15 protein-coding genes are annotated in these 19,836 nt (G+C 66.5%); 6 read left to right on the top strand and 9 right to left on the bottom strand.

What is annotated here, in order from left to right:
* Positions 1-95 precede the first annotated feature (95 nt).
* The 4 genes from ACT2B0_RS14410 to ACT2B0_RS14395 are packed head-to-tail and all read left to right on the top strand — an operon-like array spanning position 96 to position 6,080.
* On the top strand, positions 96-1,988 hold the full coding sequence (locus ACT2B0_RS14410; RefSeq protein ID WP_473458600.1) for an ABC transporter ATP-binding protein: 1,893 nt from the start codon (positions 96-98) through the stop codon (positions 1,986-1,988).
* Complete coding sequence (locus ACT2B0_RS14405) at positions 1,985-3,904, top strand: ABC transporter substrate-binding protein (protein ID WP_473458598.1); 1,920 nt, start codon at positions 1,985-1,987, stop codon at positions 3,902-3,904. The genes ACT2B0_RS14410 and ACT2B0_RS14405 overlap by 4 nt, the downstream gene beginning before the upstream one ends.
* 5 nt (positions 3,905-3,909) lie before the next feature.
* Entirely contained in the window at positions 3,910-4,908 is a 999-nt protein-coding gene (locus ACT2B0_RS14400; protein WP_473458596.1) for an ABC transporter permease, read from the top strand.
* Positions 4,905-6,080: an ABC transporter permease gene (locus ACT2B0_RS14395; protein WP_473458594.1), complete on the top strand. Its 1,176-nt coding sequence runs from the start codon at positions 4,905-4,907 to the stop codon at positions 6,078-6,080. Before ACT2B0_RS14400 ends, ACT2B0_RS14395 begins: the two co-directional genes overlap by 4 nt.
* Here the strand turns inward: ACT2B0_RS14395 and ACT2B0_RS14390 are convergent.
* The 9 genes from ACT2B0_RS14390 to ACT2B0_RS14350 form a co-directional block, all read right to left on the bottom strand.
* Positions 6,074-6,835, bottom strand: coding sequence for a polysaccharide deacetylase family protein (locus ACT2B0_RS14390; RefSeq protein ID WP_473458592.1), 762 nt, complete (start codon positions 6,833-6,835; stop codon positions 6,074-6,076). The two genes, ACT2B0_RS14395 and ACT2B0_RS14390, sit on opposite strands and share 7 nt — an antisense overlap.
* Positions 6,832-7,971: a glycosyltransferase family 4 protein gene (locus tag ACT2B0_RS14385; protein WP_473458590.1), complete on the bottom strand. Its 1,140-nt coding sequence runs from the start codon at positions 7,969-7,971 to the stop codon at positions 6,832-6,834. The genes ACT2B0_RS14390 and ACT2B0_RS14385 overlap by 4 nt, the downstream gene beginning before the upstream one ends.
* Positions 7,972-8,023: 52 nt before the next feature.
* Positions 8,024-9,175: a glycosyltransferase family protein gene (locus ACT2B0_RS14380; protein WP_473458588.1), complete on the bottom strand. Its 1,152-nt coding sequence runs from the start codon at positions 9,173-9,175 to the stop codon at positions 8,024-8,026.
* Positions 9,172-10,440, bottom strand: coding sequence for a glycosyltransferase family 4 protein (locus ACT2B0_RS14375; protein WP_473458585.1), 1,269 nt, complete (start codon positions 10,438-10,440; stop codon positions 9,172-9,174). Before ACT2B0_RS14375 ends, ACT2B0_RS14380 begins: the two co-directional genes overlap by 4 nt.
* Entirely contained in the window at positions 10,437-11,657 is a 1,221-nt protein-coding gene (locus tag ACT2B0_RS14370) for a glycosyltransferase family protein (protein ID WP_473458581.1), read from the bottom strand. The genes ACT2B0_RS14375 and ACT2B0_RS14370 overlap by 4 nt, the downstream gene beginning before the upstream one ends.
* Positions 11,658-11,887: 230 nt before the next feature.
* Complete coding sequence (locus ACT2B0_RS14365; protein ID WP_473458579.1) at positions 11,888-14,236, bottom strand: mechanosensitive ion channel family protein; 2,349 nt, start codon at positions 14,234-14,236, stop codon at positions 11,888-11,890.
* Entirely contained in the window at positions 14,233-15,351 is a 1,119-nt protein-coding gene (locus tag ACT2B0_RS14360; RefSeq protein ID WP_473458577.1) for a 2Fe-2S iron-sulfur cluster-binding protein, read from the bottom strand. Before ACT2B0_RS14360 ends, ACT2B0_RS14365 begins: the two co-directional genes overlap by 4 nt.
* A gap of 150 nt (positions 15,352-15,501) precedes the next feature.
* The gene (locus tag ACT2B0_RS14355) at positions 15,502-16,674 is read right to left on the bottom strand and encodes a chorismate-binding protein (protein WP_473458575.1); all 1,173 of its coding nucleotides are present in this window, start codon (positions 16,672-16,674) and stop codon (positions 15,502-15,504) included.
* 158 nt (positions 16,675-16,832) lie between these two features.
* Entirely contained in the window at positions 16,833-17,729 is an 897-nt protein-coding gene (locus ACT2B0_RS14350) for a LysR family transcriptional regulator (protein WP_473458573.1), read from the bottom strand.
* A gap of 121 nt (positions 17,730-17,850) precedes the next feature.
* Between ACT2B0_RS14350 and ACT2B0_RS14345 the strand changes: the two genes are divergently transcribed.
* Both ACT2B0_RS14345 and ACT2B0_RS14340 read left to right on the top strand, forming a co-directional pair.
* Positions 17,851-18,678, top strand: coding sequence for a shikimate dehydrogenase family protein (locus ACT2B0_RS14345; protein ID WP_473458571.1), 828 nt, complete (start codon positions 17,851-17,853; stop codon positions 18,676-18,678).
* Between the two features lie 108 nt (positions 18,679-18,786).
* Positions 18,787-19,821 carry an ABC transporter substrate-binding protein gene (locus tag ACT2B0_RS14340; protein WP_473458569.1) on the top strand — a complete coding sequence of 345 codons (1,035 nt, stop codon included), beginning with the start codon at positions 18,787-18,789 and terminating at the stop codon, positions 19,819-19,821.
* Positions 19,822-19,836: the final 15 nt, after the last annotated feature.

Below are 19,836 nucleotides of genomic sequence, written 5' to 3'. Positions count from 1 at the left end.
AGCTGTCAGGACTGCGGCGACGGGACGTATTGCAAAAATCGAAGGCGCGTCTACGCTGCCGCTACGGCGAAGACAGCGCGATCGGGGGAGTCGGCGTGAGCGCGAACAAAGACCTGCTGCGCGTCGAGAACCTCAGCATCTCGATCGCGATCCAGGACACCAGTCTGGAGGTGGTGAAGAATGCGAGCTTCCGCATTCCCGCCGGCAAGACGGTTGCGCTCGTCGGCGAGTCCGGGTCGGGCAAGTCGATCATCGCCCAATCCATCCTTGGCATTCTTCCGCGCGTGGCCCGCATTACCGGCGGGCATATCCGGTTCCGCGATCCGCTGAAGCCGGGCGAGGAGTGTGACATAGCCGCGCTCGACGCCGACAGCGCCGAGATGCGTTCGCTGCGGGGCGGCCGCATCGCCATGATATTCCAGGAGCCGATGACGTCGCTGTCGCCGTTGCACAAGGTTGGCCACCAGGTCGAGGAAGCGCTTGTGCTGCATCGCGCGATCGCCGGAACGGAGGCACGCACGACAACGCAGGAAATGCTGCGCCTGGTCGGGTTCCCCGATCCCGCGCGCGCCTACGAGATGTATCCGATGGAGCTTTCGGGCGGGCTGCGCCAGCGCGCCATGATCGCGATGGCGCTGATCTGCCGGCCGGCCCTGCTGATCGCCGACGAGCCGACGACCGCGCTCGACGTCACGGTGCAGGCCCAGGTGCTCGGGCTTTTGAAGTCGCTGCAGAGCAAGCTCGGCATGTCGCTGCTTCTGATCACCCACGATCTGGGCGTGGTCGCCAACATGGCCGACGAGGTGGTGGTGATCTATCACGGCGAGATCATGGAAGCCGGGCCGCTGGAGGCGATCTTCAAGGCGCCCGGCCACGCTTATACGCGCGCCCTGATGAAAGCGGTTCCGGACCTGGAGATGGACCGCAACCAGAAGCTTGTCGCCCTGCGCGACAGTACGCCGGTGATCCCGAGCTCGATGAAGGGCCAGACCCGCTATTTTTCGCGCATCGACGGACCCTTGCTGCGCGTGCGCAACCTGTCGAAGAGCTATATCGGCAAGGCGGGGCGCTGGTTCGGCGGCACGAAGACACGCACGCTCGCCGTCGACGATGTCAGTTTCGACGTGATGCCGGGCGAGTGTTTCGGCATCGTGGGCGAAAGCGGTTGCGGAAAGTCGACCATCAGCAAGCTGATCATGCGGGCGATCGAAGCCGATAGCGGCACGATCCGGTTCGACAACGGAACCGACGCCTGCGATGTGCTGGCGCTTGAAGGGCACGCGCTGAAGGAGTTCCGCAAGCGCATCCAGATCGTTTTCCAGGACCCGTTCGGTTCACTGAGCCCGCGCTCGACGATCCTCAATACGTTGAGCGAGCCGCTGGAAATCCATGGCGTGTCGAGCGGCAAGGCAAACAGCCGCAACGCGGCGGAGCTGATGGCGCTGGTCGGCTTGCAGACCAGCCAGCTCAACCGCTATCCGCACAGTTTTTCCGGCGGTCAGCGCCAGCGCATCGGTATCGCGCGGGCGCTCGCGCTGTCGCCCGATCTCTTGATCTGCGACGAGCCGGTCTCGGCGCTGGACGTCTCCGTGCAGGCGCAGATCCTCAATCTGTTGAAGGATCTGCAAAAGGATCTCGGCCTGACGATGGTCTTCATTTCGCACAATCTGGCGGTGGTCAAATATATCGCCGACCGGATCGCCGTGATGCGACAGGGCCGCATCGTCGAGGTCGCCGATGTCGAGACGCTGTTCGCGCGGCCCGTCCACCCCTATACGAAAGACCTACTCGCCGCCGTGCCGACCATTCGGCTCGAACGCAAGCTCGATTTCTCGTATCACGACGGCGACACCCATGACCCCGCGCAGGACTGGCCGGACGAGTTCAGGCCCGACGCGCACCGCGATCCGCTGCGGCTGCTGCCGGTCGATGAGGGCCACTGGGTGCTTGCCCGTTCGCTGCCATCCCGGGAGAGGATACCAGCATGACCGTCTCAGCTTTTTTCAGACGCGCACGCCTTTCGGTCGGTTTCGCCGGCCTGCTTGCCGTCTCTGTGCTTGCCGTCGCGCCCGCCCTGGCGGAGGAGCCGCCGTCGCTCGCGCAGGCGGTGGAAAGCGGCGCCCTGCCGCCGATGGCCGACAGGCTGCCGGACACGCCGCGCGTGATCGACCTTGCCGCGCTCGGCCGCAGCGAGGGGCGTTACGGCGGCACGCTGACCATGTTGATGGCCCAGTCCAAGGACATCCGCATGATGACGATCTACGGCTATGCGCGGCTGGTCGGCTTCGACGAAAAGCTGGATCTCGTGCCGGACATTCTCGAGAGCTTCGAAGTCGAGGAGGGCCGCATCTTCACCTTGAAGCTGCGGCCGGGCCATCGCTGGTCCGACGGCCATCCATTCACCGCCGAGGATTTCCGCTATTCCTGGGAGGATGTCGAGATCAACGAGGACCTATCGCGGGCCGGCCCCTCGCAGGTCATGCTGGTCGACGGGGAGGCGCCGGAATTCGAGGTGATCGACCAACACACGGTGCGCTACACCTGGTCGAAACCCAACCCGCAGTTCCTGCCGTCGCTTGCCGGCGGCAGCCCGAACTACATCGCCGTGCCGGCGCATTATCTGAAGCAGTTCCACCAAAAATATACCGACAAGGCCGAACTCGACGCCAAGGTCGCCGAGGCCGGCGTGCGCGACTGGGTGGCGCTGCACACGATCCGGGCGCGCGCCTACCGGCCGGAGAACCCGGACCTGCCGTCGCTCGAACCCTGGGTCAACACCACGCCGCCGCCGGCCGAACGTTTCATCTTCAAGCGCAATCCCTATTATCACCGGGTCGACCAGTCCGGCCGGCAACTGCCCTATATCGACGAGATCTTCATGGGCATCAGTTCGGCCGACATCATTCCGGCCAAGACCGGCAGCGGCGATAGCGATCTGCAGGCCCGCTATCTGCGCTTCGACAACTACACCTTCCTCAAACAGGCCAGTCAGTCGCACGGCTACGAGGTGAAGCTGTGGCGCGACGGCGACGGCTCGCAGGTCGCCTACCTGCCCAACCTCAACGTCAACGATCCGGTCTGGCGCGCGCTGTTTCGCGACGTGCGCTTCCGCCGCGCGCTGTCGGTGGCGATCCACCGCGAGGAGATCAACCAGCAGTTCTATTTCGGTCTGGCGCATCCGGCCGCCAACACCGTGCTCGACACATCGCCGCTGTTCCGGCCCGAATACGACCAGGCCTGGGCGCAATACGATCCCGACCTCGCCAATCGGCTGCTCGACGAGATCGGGCTGGAGCGAGGCAGCGACGGCGTGCGCAGGCTGCCGGACGGCCGCCCGGCCGAACTGATCGTCGAACTGGCGGGCGGCACCGAGGAATCCGACGTGACCCAGCTCGTCGGCGAATATTGGGGCAAGATCGGCATCAAGGTTTTCCCGCGCTCCATGCAGCTCGACAATCTGCGCCGCCGGTTCCTGGCCGGCGAGACACAGATGTCGGTGTGGAGCGGCCTGAATGTCGGCCTCGCCACCGCCGACATGCCGCCGGAGGAACTCGCGCCGGTCTCCTCCGTCCAGGGCACCTGGCCGCAATGGGGGCAATATGTGGAGACCGGCGGCAAAGCGGGCGAGATGGTCGACGAGCCGAAGGCGCTGCGCCTGCACGAGCTGTTCCAGTCCTGGCGGGTGTCGTCGACGAACGAGGAACGCCGGGCGATCTGGCACGAGATGCTGGAGATCTATACCGATCAGGTCTACACGATCGGCACGGTCAACGGGGTGCTGCAGCCGGTGGTGGTGCGCAACACGTTGCAGAACGTGCCCGACAAGGGCATCTACGCGTTTTCTCCGGTCGCCTATTTCGGCGTCTACATGCCGGACACGTTCTGGTTTTCGGCAGGGGATTAGGCCGGTTGCTGCGTTACATCGTCTTTCGACTGCTGGCCGCGATCCCGACGCTGTTTTTGATCAGCGCGCTGGTGTTCCTGATCATAGAACTGCCGCCGGGCGATTATTTCGAGACCTATGTCGCCGAACTGCAGGCGCAGGGCGAGACGGTCGATCCGAAGAAGATCGAATATCTCAAGGAACAATACGGTTTCGACAAGCCGCTGCTGGAGCGCTACTTCACCTGGGTCGGCGGCATGCTGCAGGGCGATTTCGGCTATTCGTTCGAGTATGAGCTTCCGGTCAGCGACGTGGTCGGAAACCGGCTCTATCTCACCATCGTGGTCTCGATGGTGACGATCATCTTCACCTGGCTGATCGCGTTTCCGATCGGCATTTATTCGGCGACGCACCAATATTCCTGGGGTGATTACGGGCTGACCTTCATCGGCCTTCTGGGCCTGGCGACGCCGAACTTCCTGCTGGCGCTGATCCTGCTTTACCTCGCCAATGTGTGGTTCGGCACCTCGATCGGCCATCTGATGGATTCGCGCTTCATCGACCAGCCGATGAGCTGGGCCAAATTCCGGTCTATGGCCGAGCATATGGTGATCCCGGTGATCGTCATCGGCACGGCGGGAACGGCCGGCATGATCCGCCGGTTGCGGGCCAACCTGCTCGACGAGCTGCAGAAGCAATATGTCGTCACCGCCCGCGCCAAGGGCGTGCCGCCGCTGCGGGCGCTGCTGAAATATCCGCTGCGCATGTCGCTCAACTTCTTCATTGCCGATATCGGCAGCATTCTGCCGGCGGTGATCTCCGGCGCGGAGGTGGTGGCGATCGTGCTGTCGCTGGAGACGACCGGGCCGCTGCTGATCCGCGCCCTGCAGAGCCAGGACATGTACCTGGCCGGATCGTTCCTGATGTTTCTGGCGACGTTGACGGTGATCGGCGTGCTGATTTCCGACATCGCGCTGGCCGTTCTCGACCCGCGGATCAGGCTGCAGGAGGGACGCCGGCGATGACGTCTCCCCTGCCGCCGGACGGCCGACCGCTCGAGCATTTCGTGTCGCAGACCGACTTCGATCCCGATGTCACGGAGAAGCTGACACCGGCGCAGGAGCGCATCTATCTGGCCTCGCAACTGCGCCTGATGTGGTGGAAATTCCGGCGCCACCGCGCGGCGGTGATTTCGGGCATCTTTCTGGTGCTGCTTTACGCCTCGATCCTGATCAGCGAGTTTCTGGCGCCCTACAATCTGGAAAGCCGCAACGTCGAGGCGATCTACATGCCGCCGCAAAGCGTGCATCTGTTCCACGAGGGCGCGTTTGTCGGTCCGTTCGTCTACGGGACCAAATTCGAGCTCAACATGGAGACGCTGAAGCGCGAATACACCGCCGATACCTCTCAGGTGCAGAAATTGCGCTTCTTCTGCCGCGGCGACCGCTACCGCTTCTGGGGCATGTGGGAAAGCGACGTGCACCTGTTCTGCCCGGCCGAGGGCGGGGATGTGTTCCTGCTCGGCACGGACAGGCTCGGACGCGACGTGCTGTCGCGCATTATCTACGGCACGCGCATCTCGCTGACCATCGGGCTGATCGGCATCACGGTCAGCTTCGTGCTCGGCATTTCGATCGGCGGCGCGGCCGGCTATTACGGCGGCTGGGTCGACCATATCGTGCAGCGTGTGATCGAGGTGCTGCAAAGCCTGCCGAGCATTCCGCTGTGGCTGGCGCTGGCGGCGATCATGCCGGTGACCTGGAGCCCGATCCTGGTCTATTTCGGCATCACCATCATTCTGGGCCTGATCGACTGGACGGGGCTGGCGCGCGCCGTGCGCTCCAAGCTCCTGTCCTTGCGCGAGGAAGAATATGTGGTGGCGGCGGAACTGATGGGGGCAAGCCCCGTCCGGGTGATTTTCCGCCACCTGATTCCCGGCTTCATGAGCCATCTGATCGCCTCGGCGACCATCACCATCCCGACCATGATCCTGGGCGAGACGGCGCTGAGCTTTCTCGGCCTCGGCCTGCGTCCGCCGGTGACGAGCTGGGGCGTGCTGCTCAACGAGGCGCAAAACATCAACGTGGTCGCGCTGTATCCGTGGCTGATCCTGCCGGTCGTGCCGGTGATCCTGGTGATCCTGGCCTTCAACTTCCTCGGCGACGGCCTGCGCGACGCCGCCGATCCTTATCACTGACCGGCGGACGCCTGCGCGGCGACGAGGTCGTCGGCGCGGCGAAGGACCAGTCCCTTGTCGCCGGTGAGATAGGACAGCAGGCCGTCGAGCGTCGCCCAGGCGTCGTCGTCATGGACGAGATGATGCGACAGGATGCCGACAGGCGGGCCGCCGCGCGCGCGCGCCTCGCCGAGCCGGCGGCGGGTCTCGGCAATCGTCCAATCGAGCGAGCGACCCTTGCGGCCGCCATGCCAGTCGACGATGTCGACATGGGTGTTGAGTTCGGGCAGGCGCGTGCCTGTCGGGCGCCAGGCATGGGTCGAGAGCGCGGAAAACCCGGCTTCGTGGACGCGCGTGGCCACCGCCGGCGCGATCCGGTTCCACGGCGGCACCAGAATGCCGGAGAGCCGGGAACCGAACAGATCTTGCAGCCGGGCGCGCCCGGCGCGCAGCTCGGCCAGCACCTCGTCGACGTCGCGGTCGCCGCCGAGTTCGACCGCCTTTTCGGTGTCGGGCGTGTGGCGGCGGTGGGCATAACCGTGGACGCAGGGCGTCACCAGCGGCTCCGTGGCGATGCGCGCGGCGAGCGCCGGCGTCGCGTCTGCGGGAATGATTGCGAGCAGGACCGGCGCCCGGTACCGCCCGGCAAGCGCGATCAGCCGGTCGAGCGCCGGAGAGGGACGGGTGGCGTCGTCGTCGCGCAAGAACAGGCGCGGCGCGAGCCCCTCGTCGGCCCAGAGCGCCAGTTCGCGGTCGAGCTCGGCGAACGCGTTCATCGTTGCCGCGTCGCGTGCTTGGCGCGACCGAGCAGCGGGTCGAGCCTGTGCTTGAACAGACGCGCGGCCGCCGCGAGCGAATGGTGGTCGGCGACGTTGGTGCGCCCGGCGGCGCCGATCGAAAGCCGGAGCGCAGGCGCGTCGATGAGGCGGGCGAGATTGGCGCGAAAGGCCGCGACGTCGCCTTCGGGGGCGAGCAGACCGCTTGCGGGCGTCACCACGACCGGCACGCCGGCGGTGGCGTAGGCGGCGACCGGCAGGGCGAGCGCCTGTGCCTCGAGATAGGACATGCCGAACGCCTCGCCGAGACCCGGCCACACGAAGATGTCGGCCGCGCCCATCCAGCCGGCGACCTCGGGTTTCGGCAGCGCGCCGGCGAAAAAAACGCGGCCGGGCGGCAGGGTGGAAAACATCGCCTCGACCTCGGCGCGACCGGGACCGTCGCCGACGACGACGAGGGTCCAACGGCGCGCGGCGAGCCCCGACAGGATCGTGGCCAGGGCCCGGTAGGAGGCCATCTTGGCGCCGGGCCGCATCATGCCGACGGCCAGCAGCAGCGGCGCGCCGTTGTCGAAGGGAACGGATGGCGAGACCTGCGGCGCCGGCGCGGCCGTGTCGATAAAGGGAGGAAGCGGGACGATCGTACCGGGATCGGCGAGAAAACTCTCCAGATAGGCCCGGTCGGAGGGTTTCAGGCAGAAATTCGCGGCGGCGCCGGCGACGGCGGCCTGGACGGCGGCGCGTGCCTCTGCCCAGTCGGTGTCGGTCGCCTGGCGGGTGCGGCAGGCTTCGGCCGTCACGTAGGGAATGTCGAACGCCTGTGCCACGGCCGGCCCGATCCAGTCCGGCGCCTTGCAATAGGGGTGATAGGTGAACCACAGATCGGGCGCGGTCGCCGGCTTTTCCGACCACATGGCAATCAGCCGGTCGCGCTCGGCCTCGCACGCGGCGCGGCGTTCGTGGAAAAGCGCGGGCGAGGGGCGCTTTTGATAGGAGATGGTCTCGGTGGCGAGCGCAACCTGGTAGCCGGCCAGGCGCAGCGCCTTCATTATCGCGCGGGCGATCTCGCGATCGCCCGACGGGATCGGGTGATCGGGTGATTTCAAGGGCGCGTAAAAGGCGATTTTTGCGGACATCGGCATCGACGCTAGAGAGAACGCGGCGGCGCGGTCAAGCCGTGTCGCGGTCTCACGCGGATGCGGCCGCGACGCGGGTGTAGCGGGCAAGGAGCCGTGCGGTTTCCGGGGCGCCGTCAAGGCGGATCGCGGCGCGGTCGGGCACGGGCGCTTCAATCGCGCGGTCGATGGCGGCGGCGATGCCGGCAGGCGTTTCGTCGGTGTGGGCGACGGCTTCGGCGAGCCCGGAGCGTCCCATCAGCGCGGCGCGGGTGATCTGTTCGGTTTCGATGCCGTCCGACAAGGGCACCACCACCGCCCGGCAGCCGGCGGCGTAGATGTCGGCCACGGTGTTGTAGCCGACCCGCGAGATCGACAGCCTGGCGGCGGCGAGAAGGGCCGGCAGGTCGGGCACGAAGGACAGGAATTCGAGCCTGCCGGAGGCGAGCGCGCTCAATTCCGCCTTCTGGGCCTCGCTGGTCCTCAGGCCGGTGATCACCGTCCATTGCTCGTCGCGCAGGCCGCAGAGCGGCTTGGCCTGCAGCGCGGTCCTGAGAAGGGTGTGGCCGAGCGCGCCGCCGCCGACCGACACCACCACCCCGGCGCGCGGGCGCGGCGACGGCGGTTCGGGCGCGACGAGGCCTGTATAGAAGACCTTGTCGGCGATCTCGCCGGTCAGGCGGAACGTGTCGTCGAGACGCGTGAAGGCCGGGTCGCCGTGAACCAGGACATGGTCGAAATAGGACTGGATGATGTCGACCACCTCGTGGTCGCGTTCCGGCTTCTTGGTGTTGGCCTGCAGAATATCGCGGATCGAGGCGACAATCAGCGGGCGTGGCCTGCGCGCCCGCGCGGCCTCCATCAGCGGCAGCAGCTCGAAGCGCATCTGGCGCCGTCCGAACGGAAACGCCTCGGTGAGCACGATGTCGGGTCGGGTGCGCTCGAACAGATCGAGCAGGATCTTACGCCGCCGGTCCTTCCAGGCGTCGTCGACCGGCGTGCCGTCCGGCAGTTCCAGCTTGTTGAAGACCGCCTCGCCGGCGCGTACCGGCGGCAGAAAATGGGTCCGCGTCGCGCCGCTGTCGAAATCGGGGATGGGCACGCCACCAAAGACGAGATCAACCTCGAAGCCGGCCGCGACCAGGGCGCGCACGATGCGCGCGGCCCGAAAGACATGGCCAACGCCCATCAGGTGCTGGACGTAGAAAAAGACCTTCTTCGTCACGAGGCGATTTTCTCCGCGGACGGTTTGGCCGGCGCGACGCCGGAGGCCACGAAACGCGCGATCAGGCGGCCGATCGCCCCGCGATGGTCGAACGCCGTGCGCACGCGGTTTTCGGCCGCCTCGCCGATGCGCCGGCGCAGGCCCGGGTCGCGAATGAGGTTCTCGATCGCGGCGCCAAGCGACGCCGGCTCGTCGGGAGCGACCAGAAAACCGGTTTCGCCGTCGAGGATCAGTTCGGGAATGCCGGAGACGGGCGTCGAAACGCAGACCAGACCCTGGCTTTGCGCCTCCACCAGCACGTTGGGCAGGCCGTCGCGGTCGCCGTTCGGCGCGATCCGGCAGGGCAGCACGAACAGGTCGGCCTTGCGGTACTCGGCCAGCACCTCGCGTTGCGGCATCGAGCCGTGCAGGCTGACCCGGCCGACAAGCCCGAGTTCGGCCACCTGCGCCTTCAGCGCCTCGCTCAATTCGCCGCCGCCAATATGGGTCCAGTGCCAGTTCAAGTCGGCGGGCAGGCGGGCGAGCGCGGCGGCGAGCGTGTCGAGCCCCTTCTTGGGCACCGCCCGGCCGACGGACAGGATGCGCGCGGGGTCTCGCGGGTCGGAGCCGTCGCGGGCGTATGAGGGCGCCGGCGGCGGCGAAAAGCGCGACAGATCGATGCCGTGATAGACGAGGCTGACCTTGTCGGGGTCGTCGGCGAGGCTTTTGAGGTGGCGCGCGCCGCCCGCCGTGCAGGTGACGGTCCAGTCGCTCGCGGCGAGCTTTTCCTGGATCTCCCAATCCGGCGAGGTCCAGATATCCTTGGCGTGAGCCGAGGCGCTCCAGCGCATTTGCCGCATCTCGGCCGCATACCGCGCGACCGAGGACGGGGTGTGCAGGAAATGGCTGTAGATCCAGGCCGCGTCCTGCGGAAACTCGGCGGCGAAGACCAGCGCCTGGCCGAAGCGACGAATGCGGTTGGCGCTCGGATCGCGGCGCAGGTCGCGCAGCCAATTGTTGCGCGCCTGCCGATAACCCGGAAGGCGGCGGGCCCTGCGCCAGGCGGCAAACACGCGGCCGGGCTCGTGATACAGATATTCGGGCAGATAGAGCGTCCGCGCGCGGATCTCGTCGTTGATCGGGTGGGTCTTCTTGTCGGTCGGGTGGCGCAGCGAAACCAGCGAGAGACGGAAGCCGGCGCGCTCGAGTTCGAGCAGTTCCTGCGCCACGAACGTCTCCGACAGGCGCGGATAGCATTTCAGCACGATGGCGATGTGTGAACTCATAGGCTGGCGGCCCTGAGCGAGGCCGTGGCGGTGGCGGCCTCGCGCCGGCGGTCGAGCAGGATTTCCGACAATGCGCAGATGCGGTTGAGGCCGTCCATGTCGGGGCGGGCCACGGCCGCCGATGGCGGCGCGCGCTCAAGCAGCCGGTCGATCGCGGCCAGGAAACGGTGCGGGTTCTTGGCGCTTTCGATGTCGAGCACGTCGACCCAGCCAAATTCCTCGGCGCGATGGGCGCGGATCGACTGTTCGCGGCGTGGCGCGGTGCGCGGAATGAACAGCGCCGGCCTGTCGAACGACATCACCTCGCAAAACGTGTTGTAGCCGCACATGCCGATCACCGCGCGCGCATTGGCCACGATCGCTTCGAGATTGGCGTCGAAGTCGACGACGCGTACATGCGCGAGACCCGAGGCGCGCGCCATGATCTCGAAACGCTGTTTGTCGGTCATGAACGGTCCGAGCACGAACAGGAAGGCCAGGTGGTCGCACAGTCCCTGCCGGATGACATTGAGCGCGGCCGCCATCAGTTCATAGCCGTCGCCGCCGCCGCCGGCCGTCACCAGCACGTAGCCGCTGCCATAATCGTTCGGTGCTTCGCCGGTCTCGGGCAGCGCCCGCGGCAGAAAGCCGGTATAGCGCGTGCGCGCAAGCACGGCCTCGGGCAGGTCGATGCCGGCGAGCGGATTGTAGAAACTGCCCGGCCCGTAGATCCAGATCTCGTCGTAGAGGGCTTCGAGGTGATCGAGAATGTGCTTGCGGGCCCATTCCTCGCGCAGAAGCTCGGGCGCGTCGAGCACGTCGCGCAGGCCCAGTACCGTGGTGGCGCCGCGCTGTTTCAGCCGCTGCAATGCGGGCAGCATCTCGCGTGCCAGTCCGAGCGGTTCCTTGTCGACGATGACGAGCTGCGGGTCAATCCGGTCGGCGGCTTCGTCGATCAGCGCTTCGCGCTGGCGGATGGTGTCGTCGAAGGTGGAACTGGCGCTGCCGGAGACATAGGTGCCGTCGGTGAGCTTGTGCGCGGCCGGTATCTGAACGTAGTCGACCCGGTCCTCGAACGGATAGGCCGAGACCACCGGCGAGCCCGAGATGATCGACACTTCGACATTGCGGAAATGGGAGACGAGTGCATGCGCGATGGTGCGACTGCGGCGCAAATGCCCCAGGCCGAAGGTGTCATGGCTGTACATGAGCACTTTGAACTTGTCGAACGGGTCCATGCACAGCCCGGAAGGTTCGGCACCAGCGATCAGCTGGTGATAGGCGATATCACTCTCAAGCGCAATGAAACGCGTGTGCGCTCCGCCAACCAGACCCTTTTCCCGCCACTGCGAAAGCCTCGATCCGACTTGGTTTCCGTGCCACTTGACCTTTTGAGGCCGCGATTTCAAGACTTCCCATCAAGGTTTTTTGCCCGGCCGGCAAAATCGGCCCGTTTTGGGCGCAGGCGTCAGGGCTCGTCGGGTTGCGGCTGCTGTTGGCGCGGCGGGTCGATCGCGTCCTGCGCGGCACCGGTCACGGCCTCCTTTTCCTCCGCCGTCAGGGGACGGTCGGACAACACCTCAACCTTGACGTTGCGTTGCGCGAAATTGATGCCGTTGGCCTCGAAAGCGTCGCGCAGCTTCTGGTAGGCATCGCGGCGGATCACCCATTGCGCGCCGGGTTTGGCCATGAACTTGACGCCGACCACCATGTTGAATTCTTCCATGCGGCGCACGCCCTGGGATTTCAGCGGCTCGATCAGATAGTGGCCGTAATTCTCGTCGGCCTGGAGCTCGGCGCCGACTTTCTTGACCAGTTTCTTGACCAGTCTGAGGTCGGTGTCGAAGGGAACCCGGAACTCCAGCTTCATGATCACCCAGTCGCGGCTGTAATTGGTCAGCGACTTCAGTTCGCCGAACGGGATCGTGTGCACGGCGCCGCGGTGGTGGCGAACGCGCATCGAGCGCAGCGACATCGATTCGACCGTACCGCGCAGATCGCCGATCTCGACATATTCGCCGACGCGGAAGGCATCGTCGATCAGGAAGAAAATGCCCGACACGATGTCGCGCACCAGCGATTGCGCGCCGAAGCCGATCGCAACGCCGAGAATGCCGGCGCCGGCGATCAAAGGCGCGATGTTGACGCCGAGCGAGGACAGCGCCGTCAGGCCGACCAGCGCGATCAGGGTGATCAGGAGAATGTTGCGTGTCAGCGGCAAAAGCGTGGCCATGCGCGCTTCGGGACCCGGCGGCTCGCCGGGCGGCGGGGCGACGTAGCCGGCCATGCGGCGGTCGATCGCGGTCTTGGCCCAGCCCCAGACCAGATCGGCGATCAGCGCGGCGGCGGCGATGTCGATGGCGATCTTGACCAGACGCCCGGCAAAGCGCGGCGAGTCCGACAGGGCGGCGATATTGGTGTTCCAGGCGGCCGCCAGCACCAGCAGCGCCAGCCCCGCCAGGGCGAACCGGGCGATGCGGTGGATCAGCGGCCGGTAGATGGCGTAGCGCTCGCCTTCGGCCTGGGCCGGGCCGCGCGCGCTCGAGGCGTCCTCGGCGCCCGTGCCGTCTTCGGGTTCGGCCGGTGTGGCGTCGTCGGGCCCGGCGGCGTCGGCCCGTTGCGCGGCGGAGCCGCTTTCTCTTGCGCTTTGCTCGGCGCGGTCGACGAAATGATTGGCCATCACCCGGGTCAGTCGGGCCGCCGGCACGAACAGGCCGATGACCAGCACGGTCCACATCAGCTCATCGGCGTCGAAGACCCACAACAGATAGGCGACAAGCACGACAACGCTGATCACCGTCGGCTGGACCCGCAGGCGTGCCGTTTCGAAGCGGCGCGTGGGGGCGACCGGCGGCGCGCGGTCGCGGGCGATGCCGCGCGACAATGTCCAGATCATGGCGATTACCGCCGCCGTGGCGCCGGCGCCGAGCAGGACGGCGATGGCGAGTGCCGCGTTGACGGCCTGGGGCGAGCCCGACGGTCCCTGCGCCAGGAACGCGAACGTGTCCGACACCATCATCGCGCTGGCGAATACGCTCGCCACCACCAGATGCCAGCGATGGATGCGCGTGGCCATCGGCGTTTCCAGCGGCACCAGCCGCAACTGGGCATTGCGCGGGGCGACGACGAAGCGCGACAGCATGGCAAGCGCCCGGATGCCGATCACCGTCAAAAGCACGCTGACGACGATCCGTTCCAGGAAAGGCGGCCAGGCAAAGCTCAGGAAGGCGCCGATGCTGCCGAGCGCGAACAGCAGCAGACCGCTTGCCTGAAGCAGCAGACGGGCGGCCGCGCCACGCAGACGCTGGGCAAGGGTGAGCGGCGGGGTGTGCTCGATGCGCAGCAGGATCGGGTGGAAATATTGCCAGAACAGCCATTCCAGCCCGCCGCCGATGAACAGGAAGACAATCACATAGGTCAGGCTGCGCAGCGCGGCGCCGCGCTCGAGCTGCGCGCGCCAGGCCTCGGCGAGAACATCGGGAAGATAGGGGAAATTGGACCAGGCCTGGCCCAGTTCGGCGATGCGCTGGCGGGCCGCCTTCAACCGGTCCTCGATCTCGGCGCGCAGCGAGCGGTTCGCCGTCTCCGGCTGCGGCAGGTCGGCAAGGCGGGTCTTGAGCCATTCCACGACGCGCGGGTCGCCAAGGATGCGCAGCAATTCCTGGACATCGTTGGCGGATGGCTGGCCGACGGCCTCGTCCTGGGTCTGCGCCTGGGGTTGCGCTTGCGCGACCGGCGTGTTGACCTGGCTTGCCGCCGGCACCACGCAGGCGATCCAGAACAGCACGGCGGCGAGAGCGCGAGCCATCCCCGTCATGCTGGGCTCGGTTCGCCGTGGGGCGGCCCGTCCGCCGGGGCGGGATAGTCGTCATGCATGTCGCGCGGGCGCAGGAACGGCGACAGCACCCGCTCGACCGTCATTTCGCCGGCCGGAGGCTTGAGCTGGCAGGCAAGCCGGACGTCCGGCGGCGCGGCCAGCCTGGCGAGCGTGGTTTCCTCCGCCTCGGTGCGCCGGGGCAGTTTGCCGGCAGCCGAGAGAACGCGCACGCGGCAGGTTCCACAGCGCCCGCGGCCGCGGCACAGATTGGCCATCGGCGTATTGTTCAGCCGGGCGATTTCGAGCAGGTTCAGGCTGGTCGAGCCGGTCATGACCGGACCGTCGGCGATGGTGATGCGCGCACGGCCGTGGCTGCCGGCAACACGGAGCTGGCGGGCGGCGAAAACGGCGGCGAGAAGGATGAGATAGAGGATAAAGACGGTCCAGTTGATCTGCTTCAGCAAGGCCAGGATCTCGTCGAAGGGGCGTGTCAGGACCGCTGGTTCGAGCGGCGGTATGGCGCCGGCAAACGCGGCGGGATCCTCGACATAGGCGATCGCCTGATTGCCGGCCTCCACGAAACCGAGCAGGCCGAGCACCGGTATGGCAACGGCGAACGGGTAGACAAAACCGCCGACACGCGGCCACCAGGGCTGGATACGCGTCCAGGTAAAGACGCCGACGCAGCCATGGACCCACAAAAAGGCGAGAAGCAGAACCTGTCTGAGGCCCTCCTGGGGCTGGTCGATCCAGAAATAGGGAATGAGCAGGGCGAAGCTCGGCACGATGCCGAAGCTGGCGGCGACCACCGTGCCGACGACATGCGGGGTCAGCAGCGGCACGATGGCGAGGCTTGCCAGAAGCTGGACGCCGTCTGAGGCGGACAGGCGAAGCGTGTTGCGCTGGTAGATCGCGACGAGCCCCAATGTCGCGTGCGCAAGCATGGATACGGCGAGGACGGCGATCCCGAGCGGGTTCGTCCACATGCCCATGAGCACCGGTCTCGCCCGGTCCATCAGGGTGATCGAATGCAGGCCGAGCGCCACGTTGAGGAGGTGGAACGTCACGAAGACGAACAAGACAAGGCCGGTAATGATCCTGATGCGCCGAGCCATCCTCCCCCCTTTTCGTCCACGCGGGAGGCAGCTTGCCGCAATTCATGACCGCTTAGCAACAGTTACGATCGCAGCGCATCCGGCCTGCGCGGACGATAAGCCCGCCGACGCGCCGCAAGGGCGCATCGGCGGGCCGGTCCGCCGCGGATGTCAGAGGATCGAGCCGACCGTTCTGGTCTTCTGCACCGTCTCCTCCCATTCGACCTCGGGTCTGGAATCGCCGACAATGCCGCCGCCGACATAAAGATAGGCGGTCTCGCCGATGATCTGCGCGGTGCGCAGATTGACGTAGAGATCGGTCGCCCCGTCGAACCCGACCGGGCCCAGGAAACCGGTATAATAGCCGCGCTCATAACCCTCGTGCTCAAGCAGGAAATCGTAGGCCGGCTTCTTGGGCATGCCGAGCACGGCCGAGGTCGGGTGCAGCTTGCGCAACAGCGTATCGAGGGCGGCATGCGGGTTGCGCGCCAGATCGGCCTCGAATTCCGAGCGCAGGTGAACGAGATTGGCGGCGCGCACGGTCCGGGGGCCGCGCTCGTCGAATTCGTGGATGCCGCCGGCCTCGAAGGCGCCGCGGATATAGCTGCCCACCAGCGCCTGTTCCTCGATGATCTTGTCGGGCCAGCAGACGTCGCCGGCGGCGGTGTCCTCCTTGGCCCATTGCGTGCCGGCGAGCGCCACCGTGCTGACGCGGTTGTTGCGGACCGAAAGCAGGGATTCGGGCGTGCCGACCAGCCAGGCGCCCTCCCCGGGCAGGTGAACCAGCGCCACGAACGCCTCAGGCAGCTTGGCGGCGAGCGTTTCCAGAAGGGCGAGCAGGTCGTGGTCGGCGGCAAGCGGCCGCGCTTCGGCGCGCGAGGTCACGACCTTGCGGAAGGCGCCGTCGCCGATCGCCGCGGTCGCGCGGGCGACAAGATCGCGATAGCCGGCCTCTCCGGTCTGCCGCGGGCGTTCGGCGCCGGCGCCGGCGCGCAGCGGCGTGCGCGCGGCCGCGCTTTCGGCCGCGGCCCGGGCGATCCTGTGCTGCGCGTCGTCGACCGGCTCGGAGGCATAGGTCTCGCCGTTCCGGTAGCGCAAAACAGAGCCTTGCACGACGATGTCGGCGACGATGGCATCGCTGATATTGGCGTCGGGGCTGTCGAACCGGTTGAGGGCGAAGAAAGGCTGAGCGGCGCCGGCCGCGAAGACCGCGCGCCTGGCCGTGGCGCCGCAGGATATCACCGCCTCGAAATCTTTGCCGCCGGGGCGGCGCCATGCGGCGAAGGGCATGGAATATGCGGCCGCCGCGCGCAGCGCGGCGCCGATATTGCCGGGCAGTTTCATGTCACACTCCACAATCCTCGCGTCGCCACCAGGGCGGCGGCGCGCCGATTGATGATCGGCTTCGGCCGGAGTGACCAGAAAGAATTGCGGTCGATTTCATAGCAAAAAGCTATGACATGCGCACCGGCGGCCGGCGCACGGGCCGGTCCGGGTCGGGATCAGAGCAGGTCGAGATCGCGCGCGGCCCGGATCAGGCAGGTCCGCATCATGTTGAGCACGCGCGGCGAGCCATGGTCCTTGTGATGATGCAACAGGACCGGCAGGCGCGGCGTGCCGGCGAGCGGGACGACCTTTATGTCGGGCTGGCGCACGCCCTTGCTGGTCAACTCGTCGACGACCGCGATGCCGAACCCCTCGTAGATCAGATTGACCGCGCTTTCGGCGAAACGGGTCTCGATGGCGATGTTGGGCTGAACGGCCAGCGTCTCGAACGTGTCCCGGAGCATCTTGCCGTGCGGCGTGTTGGGATGAAAGAAGATCAGCGGCTCCGCAGCGATGTCGGCGAGCGACAGGGAAGCGTGTTGCGACAACGGATGCTCGATCGGAACCAGGCAGACCAGCGCGATCTCGGCGATCTGCTGCGAAACCAAGAAGGCGTCCTTGACCGGGAAGATCGTGACCGCGCAATCGCCTTCGGCCAATAGCAGATAGTCCTTGATCTGCTTGAGAGACAGTGTGTCCATACGCAGGCTGACGCCCGGATTGGCCTCGGCCAGGAAGCGCAGCGCGCGCGGCGCCAGCGCCTGGGAGACGCTGGGCGAGACGCCGAGGCGGAACTTGACGTGGCGCCCGCCCGCGATCTCCTTCACCGTCAGCGACAATTGCTCCATGCTGACGATCGAGGGCTGGACGACCTCGAAAATCTGCTGGGCGACGCGGGTCGGGGTGAGCCGGCCGCCGCTGCGCTCGAACAGTTCCACGCCCAGCACGTCTTCCAGGCGCTTGATCGTGTTGGTCACGGTCGGCTGGGCGATGTTCATCTGCTGCGCGGCGGCGCTGATCGAGCCGCACACCATGACGGAGCGGAATATTTCAAGCTGGCGGAAGGAAAGCATGCGACCAACATAGTCAATGGCACGCACTATTCCAACGGGCTATGGCGGGCATGCAATCGCTTTGTTGCGCCGGTTTCAACGCGCGGCCAGAAGGGGCAACGAAGCCAGCGAGGGGCAGGCAATGGCCGAGCCAGAAATTTTCGCGCCGGGAGCCGGGGCGCAGCTGACCATCATGATCGGCTCGCCGATCGCTCATGCGCATCTGCCGGCCGTGTTCAACCGCCACTTCCTGCAGGCCCGCCTCGACGCCGTGATGGCGCCGGTCGATCTCGCCGCCGACGCGCTGCCGGCCTTCTTCCTGTCCATGAAGGGGTTTGCGAACTGCCGCGGCGCGGTCGTCACGGCGCCGCACAAACAGGCCTGCCTGACGCATGTCGACCGCGCCAGCACGGCCGCGCGCCTGCTCGGCGCCGTCAATGTGGTCACGCGACACGATGACGGGACGCTGGAGGGAGACAATGTCGACGGCGCCGGATTTCTGCGCGCGGCACGGGCAGGCGGATTCGATCCGGACGGGGCAAGCGCGCTCGTTTTCGGCTGTGGCGGGGCGGGATCGGCGATCGCGCTGACGCTTGCCCAGGCCGGGCTCGGCCGGGTGCGGCTGGTTGATCCCGATACGGCGCGGGCCACCGCGCTTGCCAACCTGATCGGCGCCAGCAGTGCCGCACGCGTGGATATCGGCGCGCCCGACACGCTCGCGCCCTATAATCTGGTCGTGAATGCGACGGCGATCGGTTATGATGGACAACAAACCGTGTTCCCGCTCGACACCGTCGCCGCGGGAAGCCTGGTCGCCGATGTGCTGGCGCGGCCGGAAAAAACAGCCTGGCTTCGCGAGGCGGAAGGGCGGGGATGCGCGATCCAGGACGGAGCGGCGATGGCGGAGGCCCAGTTCGACCTGATCGCCCGGCGCTTTGGTCTGTCCGGCGCCGCGATCGGGGCTTTATAGCTTCAGGCTATCGTACGGCGATCGATCTTGTCTTTCCAACCGGTGTCGATTGCAACAGTCATGCCGAACCGAACTGCCGATCTCGTTGACACGTTAAGGGAGGTACCCATGACCCAAGATAAAACTACCGGCTTCTGGCGACGCTTGACACTGGCCGCCGTTCTGGCGACCGCCACGGTCGGCGCCGTCTCCTCGGTCGCCGCTGCGGCCGACAAGGTGGTGATCGGCGCGTTGCGCTTCACCTCGCATTCCGCCGGCTTCATCGCCTACGAGAAGGGCTATTTCAAGGACGAGGGCATCGACGCTGAGTTCTCGTTCTTCCAGGCGGCTCAGCCGATCGCCGTGGCGACCGCGTCCGGCGACGTCGATTTCGGTATTGCCGGCGTCACCGGCGGCTTCATGAATCTCGCGGAAAAGGGCGCCGTGCGCCTGGTCGCGGGCGTGCTGCACGAGAAAAAGGGCGTCGACGGCATGATGATCCTGGCGTCCAACCAGGCCTATGAGGCCGGGCTCGACGCCGTCGACAAGCTGCGCGGCCATTCGCTGGCCATGACCCAGGTCGGATCGACCTTCCACTACATGATGGCGCGTATCGCAGAACAGGTCGGCTTTCCGCTCGACGAGATGAAGCTGGTGCCGCTGCAGAAGGTGGGCGCGATGATCGGGGCGCTGAAAAGCGGCCAGGTCGACAGCATGATCATGGTGCCGCATATCGCCAAGAGCCTGGTGGAATCCGGCAATGCGAAGCAGCTCGGCTGGCTCTACGACTACGCGGAATATCAGATCTCGGCCCTGTTCACCTCGACCAAGAACATCGAGGAGCGGCGGGAGATGGTCGAGCGGTTCGTGCGCGCCTACGCCAAGGGCATCGCCGACTTCAATCGCGTGATGCTTGCCGCCGACGCCGATCCGGCCGAGCGCGAGGAGATGGTCAAGATCATCCACAAATATGTCTACAATGAGCGGCCCTACGAGGACGCCGCGCCGCTGATCATCTCGGGCGCAATGAACCTCAACGAGGCCGGCGCGCTCGACATCACCGATGTCGAAAAGCAGATGAAGTGGTTTCAGGATGCCGGTCTCGTGCCGACCAGCCTGACGCTCGACAAGCTGGCCGATACGTCGTTCGTCGACACCTACTGACGAGCCGGGCGCGAA

This window comes from Nitratireductor sp. J20-h4 (assembly GCF_056780505.1).
The sequence above is the reverse complement of the archived record's forward strand: the minus strand, read 5'-3'. Positions and strand labels throughout refer to the sequence as shown.

Excerpts from the sequence above, each read along its gene's own strand:
- ACT2B0_RS14390 (WP_473458592.1), bottom strand. The coding sequence starts at position 6,835 with ATGAACGCGTTCGCCGAGCTCGACCGCGAACTGGCGCTCTGGGCCGAC.
- ACT2B0_RS14345 (WP_473458571.1), top strand. The coding sequence starts at position 17,851 with ATGGCCGAGCCAGAAATTTTCGCGCCGGGAGCCGGGGCGCAGCTGACC.
- ACT2B0_RS14370 (WP_473458581.1), bottom strand. The coding sequence starts at position 11,657 with ATGGACCCGTTCGACAAGTTCAAAGTGCTCATGTACAGCCATGACACC.
- ACT2B0_RS14375 (WP_473458585.1), bottom strand. The coding sequence starts at position 10,440 with ATGAGTTCACACATCGCCATCGTGCTGAAATGCTATCCGCGCCTGTCG.
- ACT2B0_RS14385 (WP_473458590.1), bottom strand. The coding sequence starts at position 7,971 with ATGTCCGCAAAAATCGCCTTTTACGCGCCCTTGAAATCACCCGATCAC.
- ACT2B0_RS14340 (WP_473458569.1), top strand. The coding sequence starts at position 18,787 with ATGACCCAAGATAAAACTACCGGCTTCTGGCGACGCTTGACACTGGCC.
- ACT2B0_RS14355 (WP_473458575.1), bottom strand. The coding sequence starts at position 16,674 with ATGAAACTGCCCGGCAATATCGGCGCCGCGCTGCGCGCGGCGGCCGCA.
- ACT2B0_RS14365 (WP_473458579.1), bottom strand. The coding sequence starts at position 14,236 with ATGACGGGGATGGCTCGCGCTCTCGCCGCCGTGCTGTTCTGGATCGCC.
- ACT2B0_RS14405 (WP_473458598.1), top strand. The coding sequence starts at position 1,985 with ATGACCGTCTCAGCTTTTTTCAGACGCGCACGCCTTTCGGTCGGTTTC.
- ACT2B0_RS14360 (WP_473458577.1), bottom strand. The coding sequence starts at position 15,351 with ATGGCTCGGCGCATCAGGATCATTACCGGCCTTGTCTTGTTCGTCTTC.
- ACT2B0_RS14395 (WP_473458594.1), top strand. The coding sequence starts at position 4,905 with ATGACGTCTCCCCTGCCGCCGGACGGCCGACCGCTCGAGCATTTCGTG.
- ACT2B0_RS14350 (WP_473458573.1), bottom strand. The coding sequence starts at position 17,729 with ATGCTTTCCTTCCGCCAGCTTGAAATATTCCGCTCCGTCATGGTGTGC.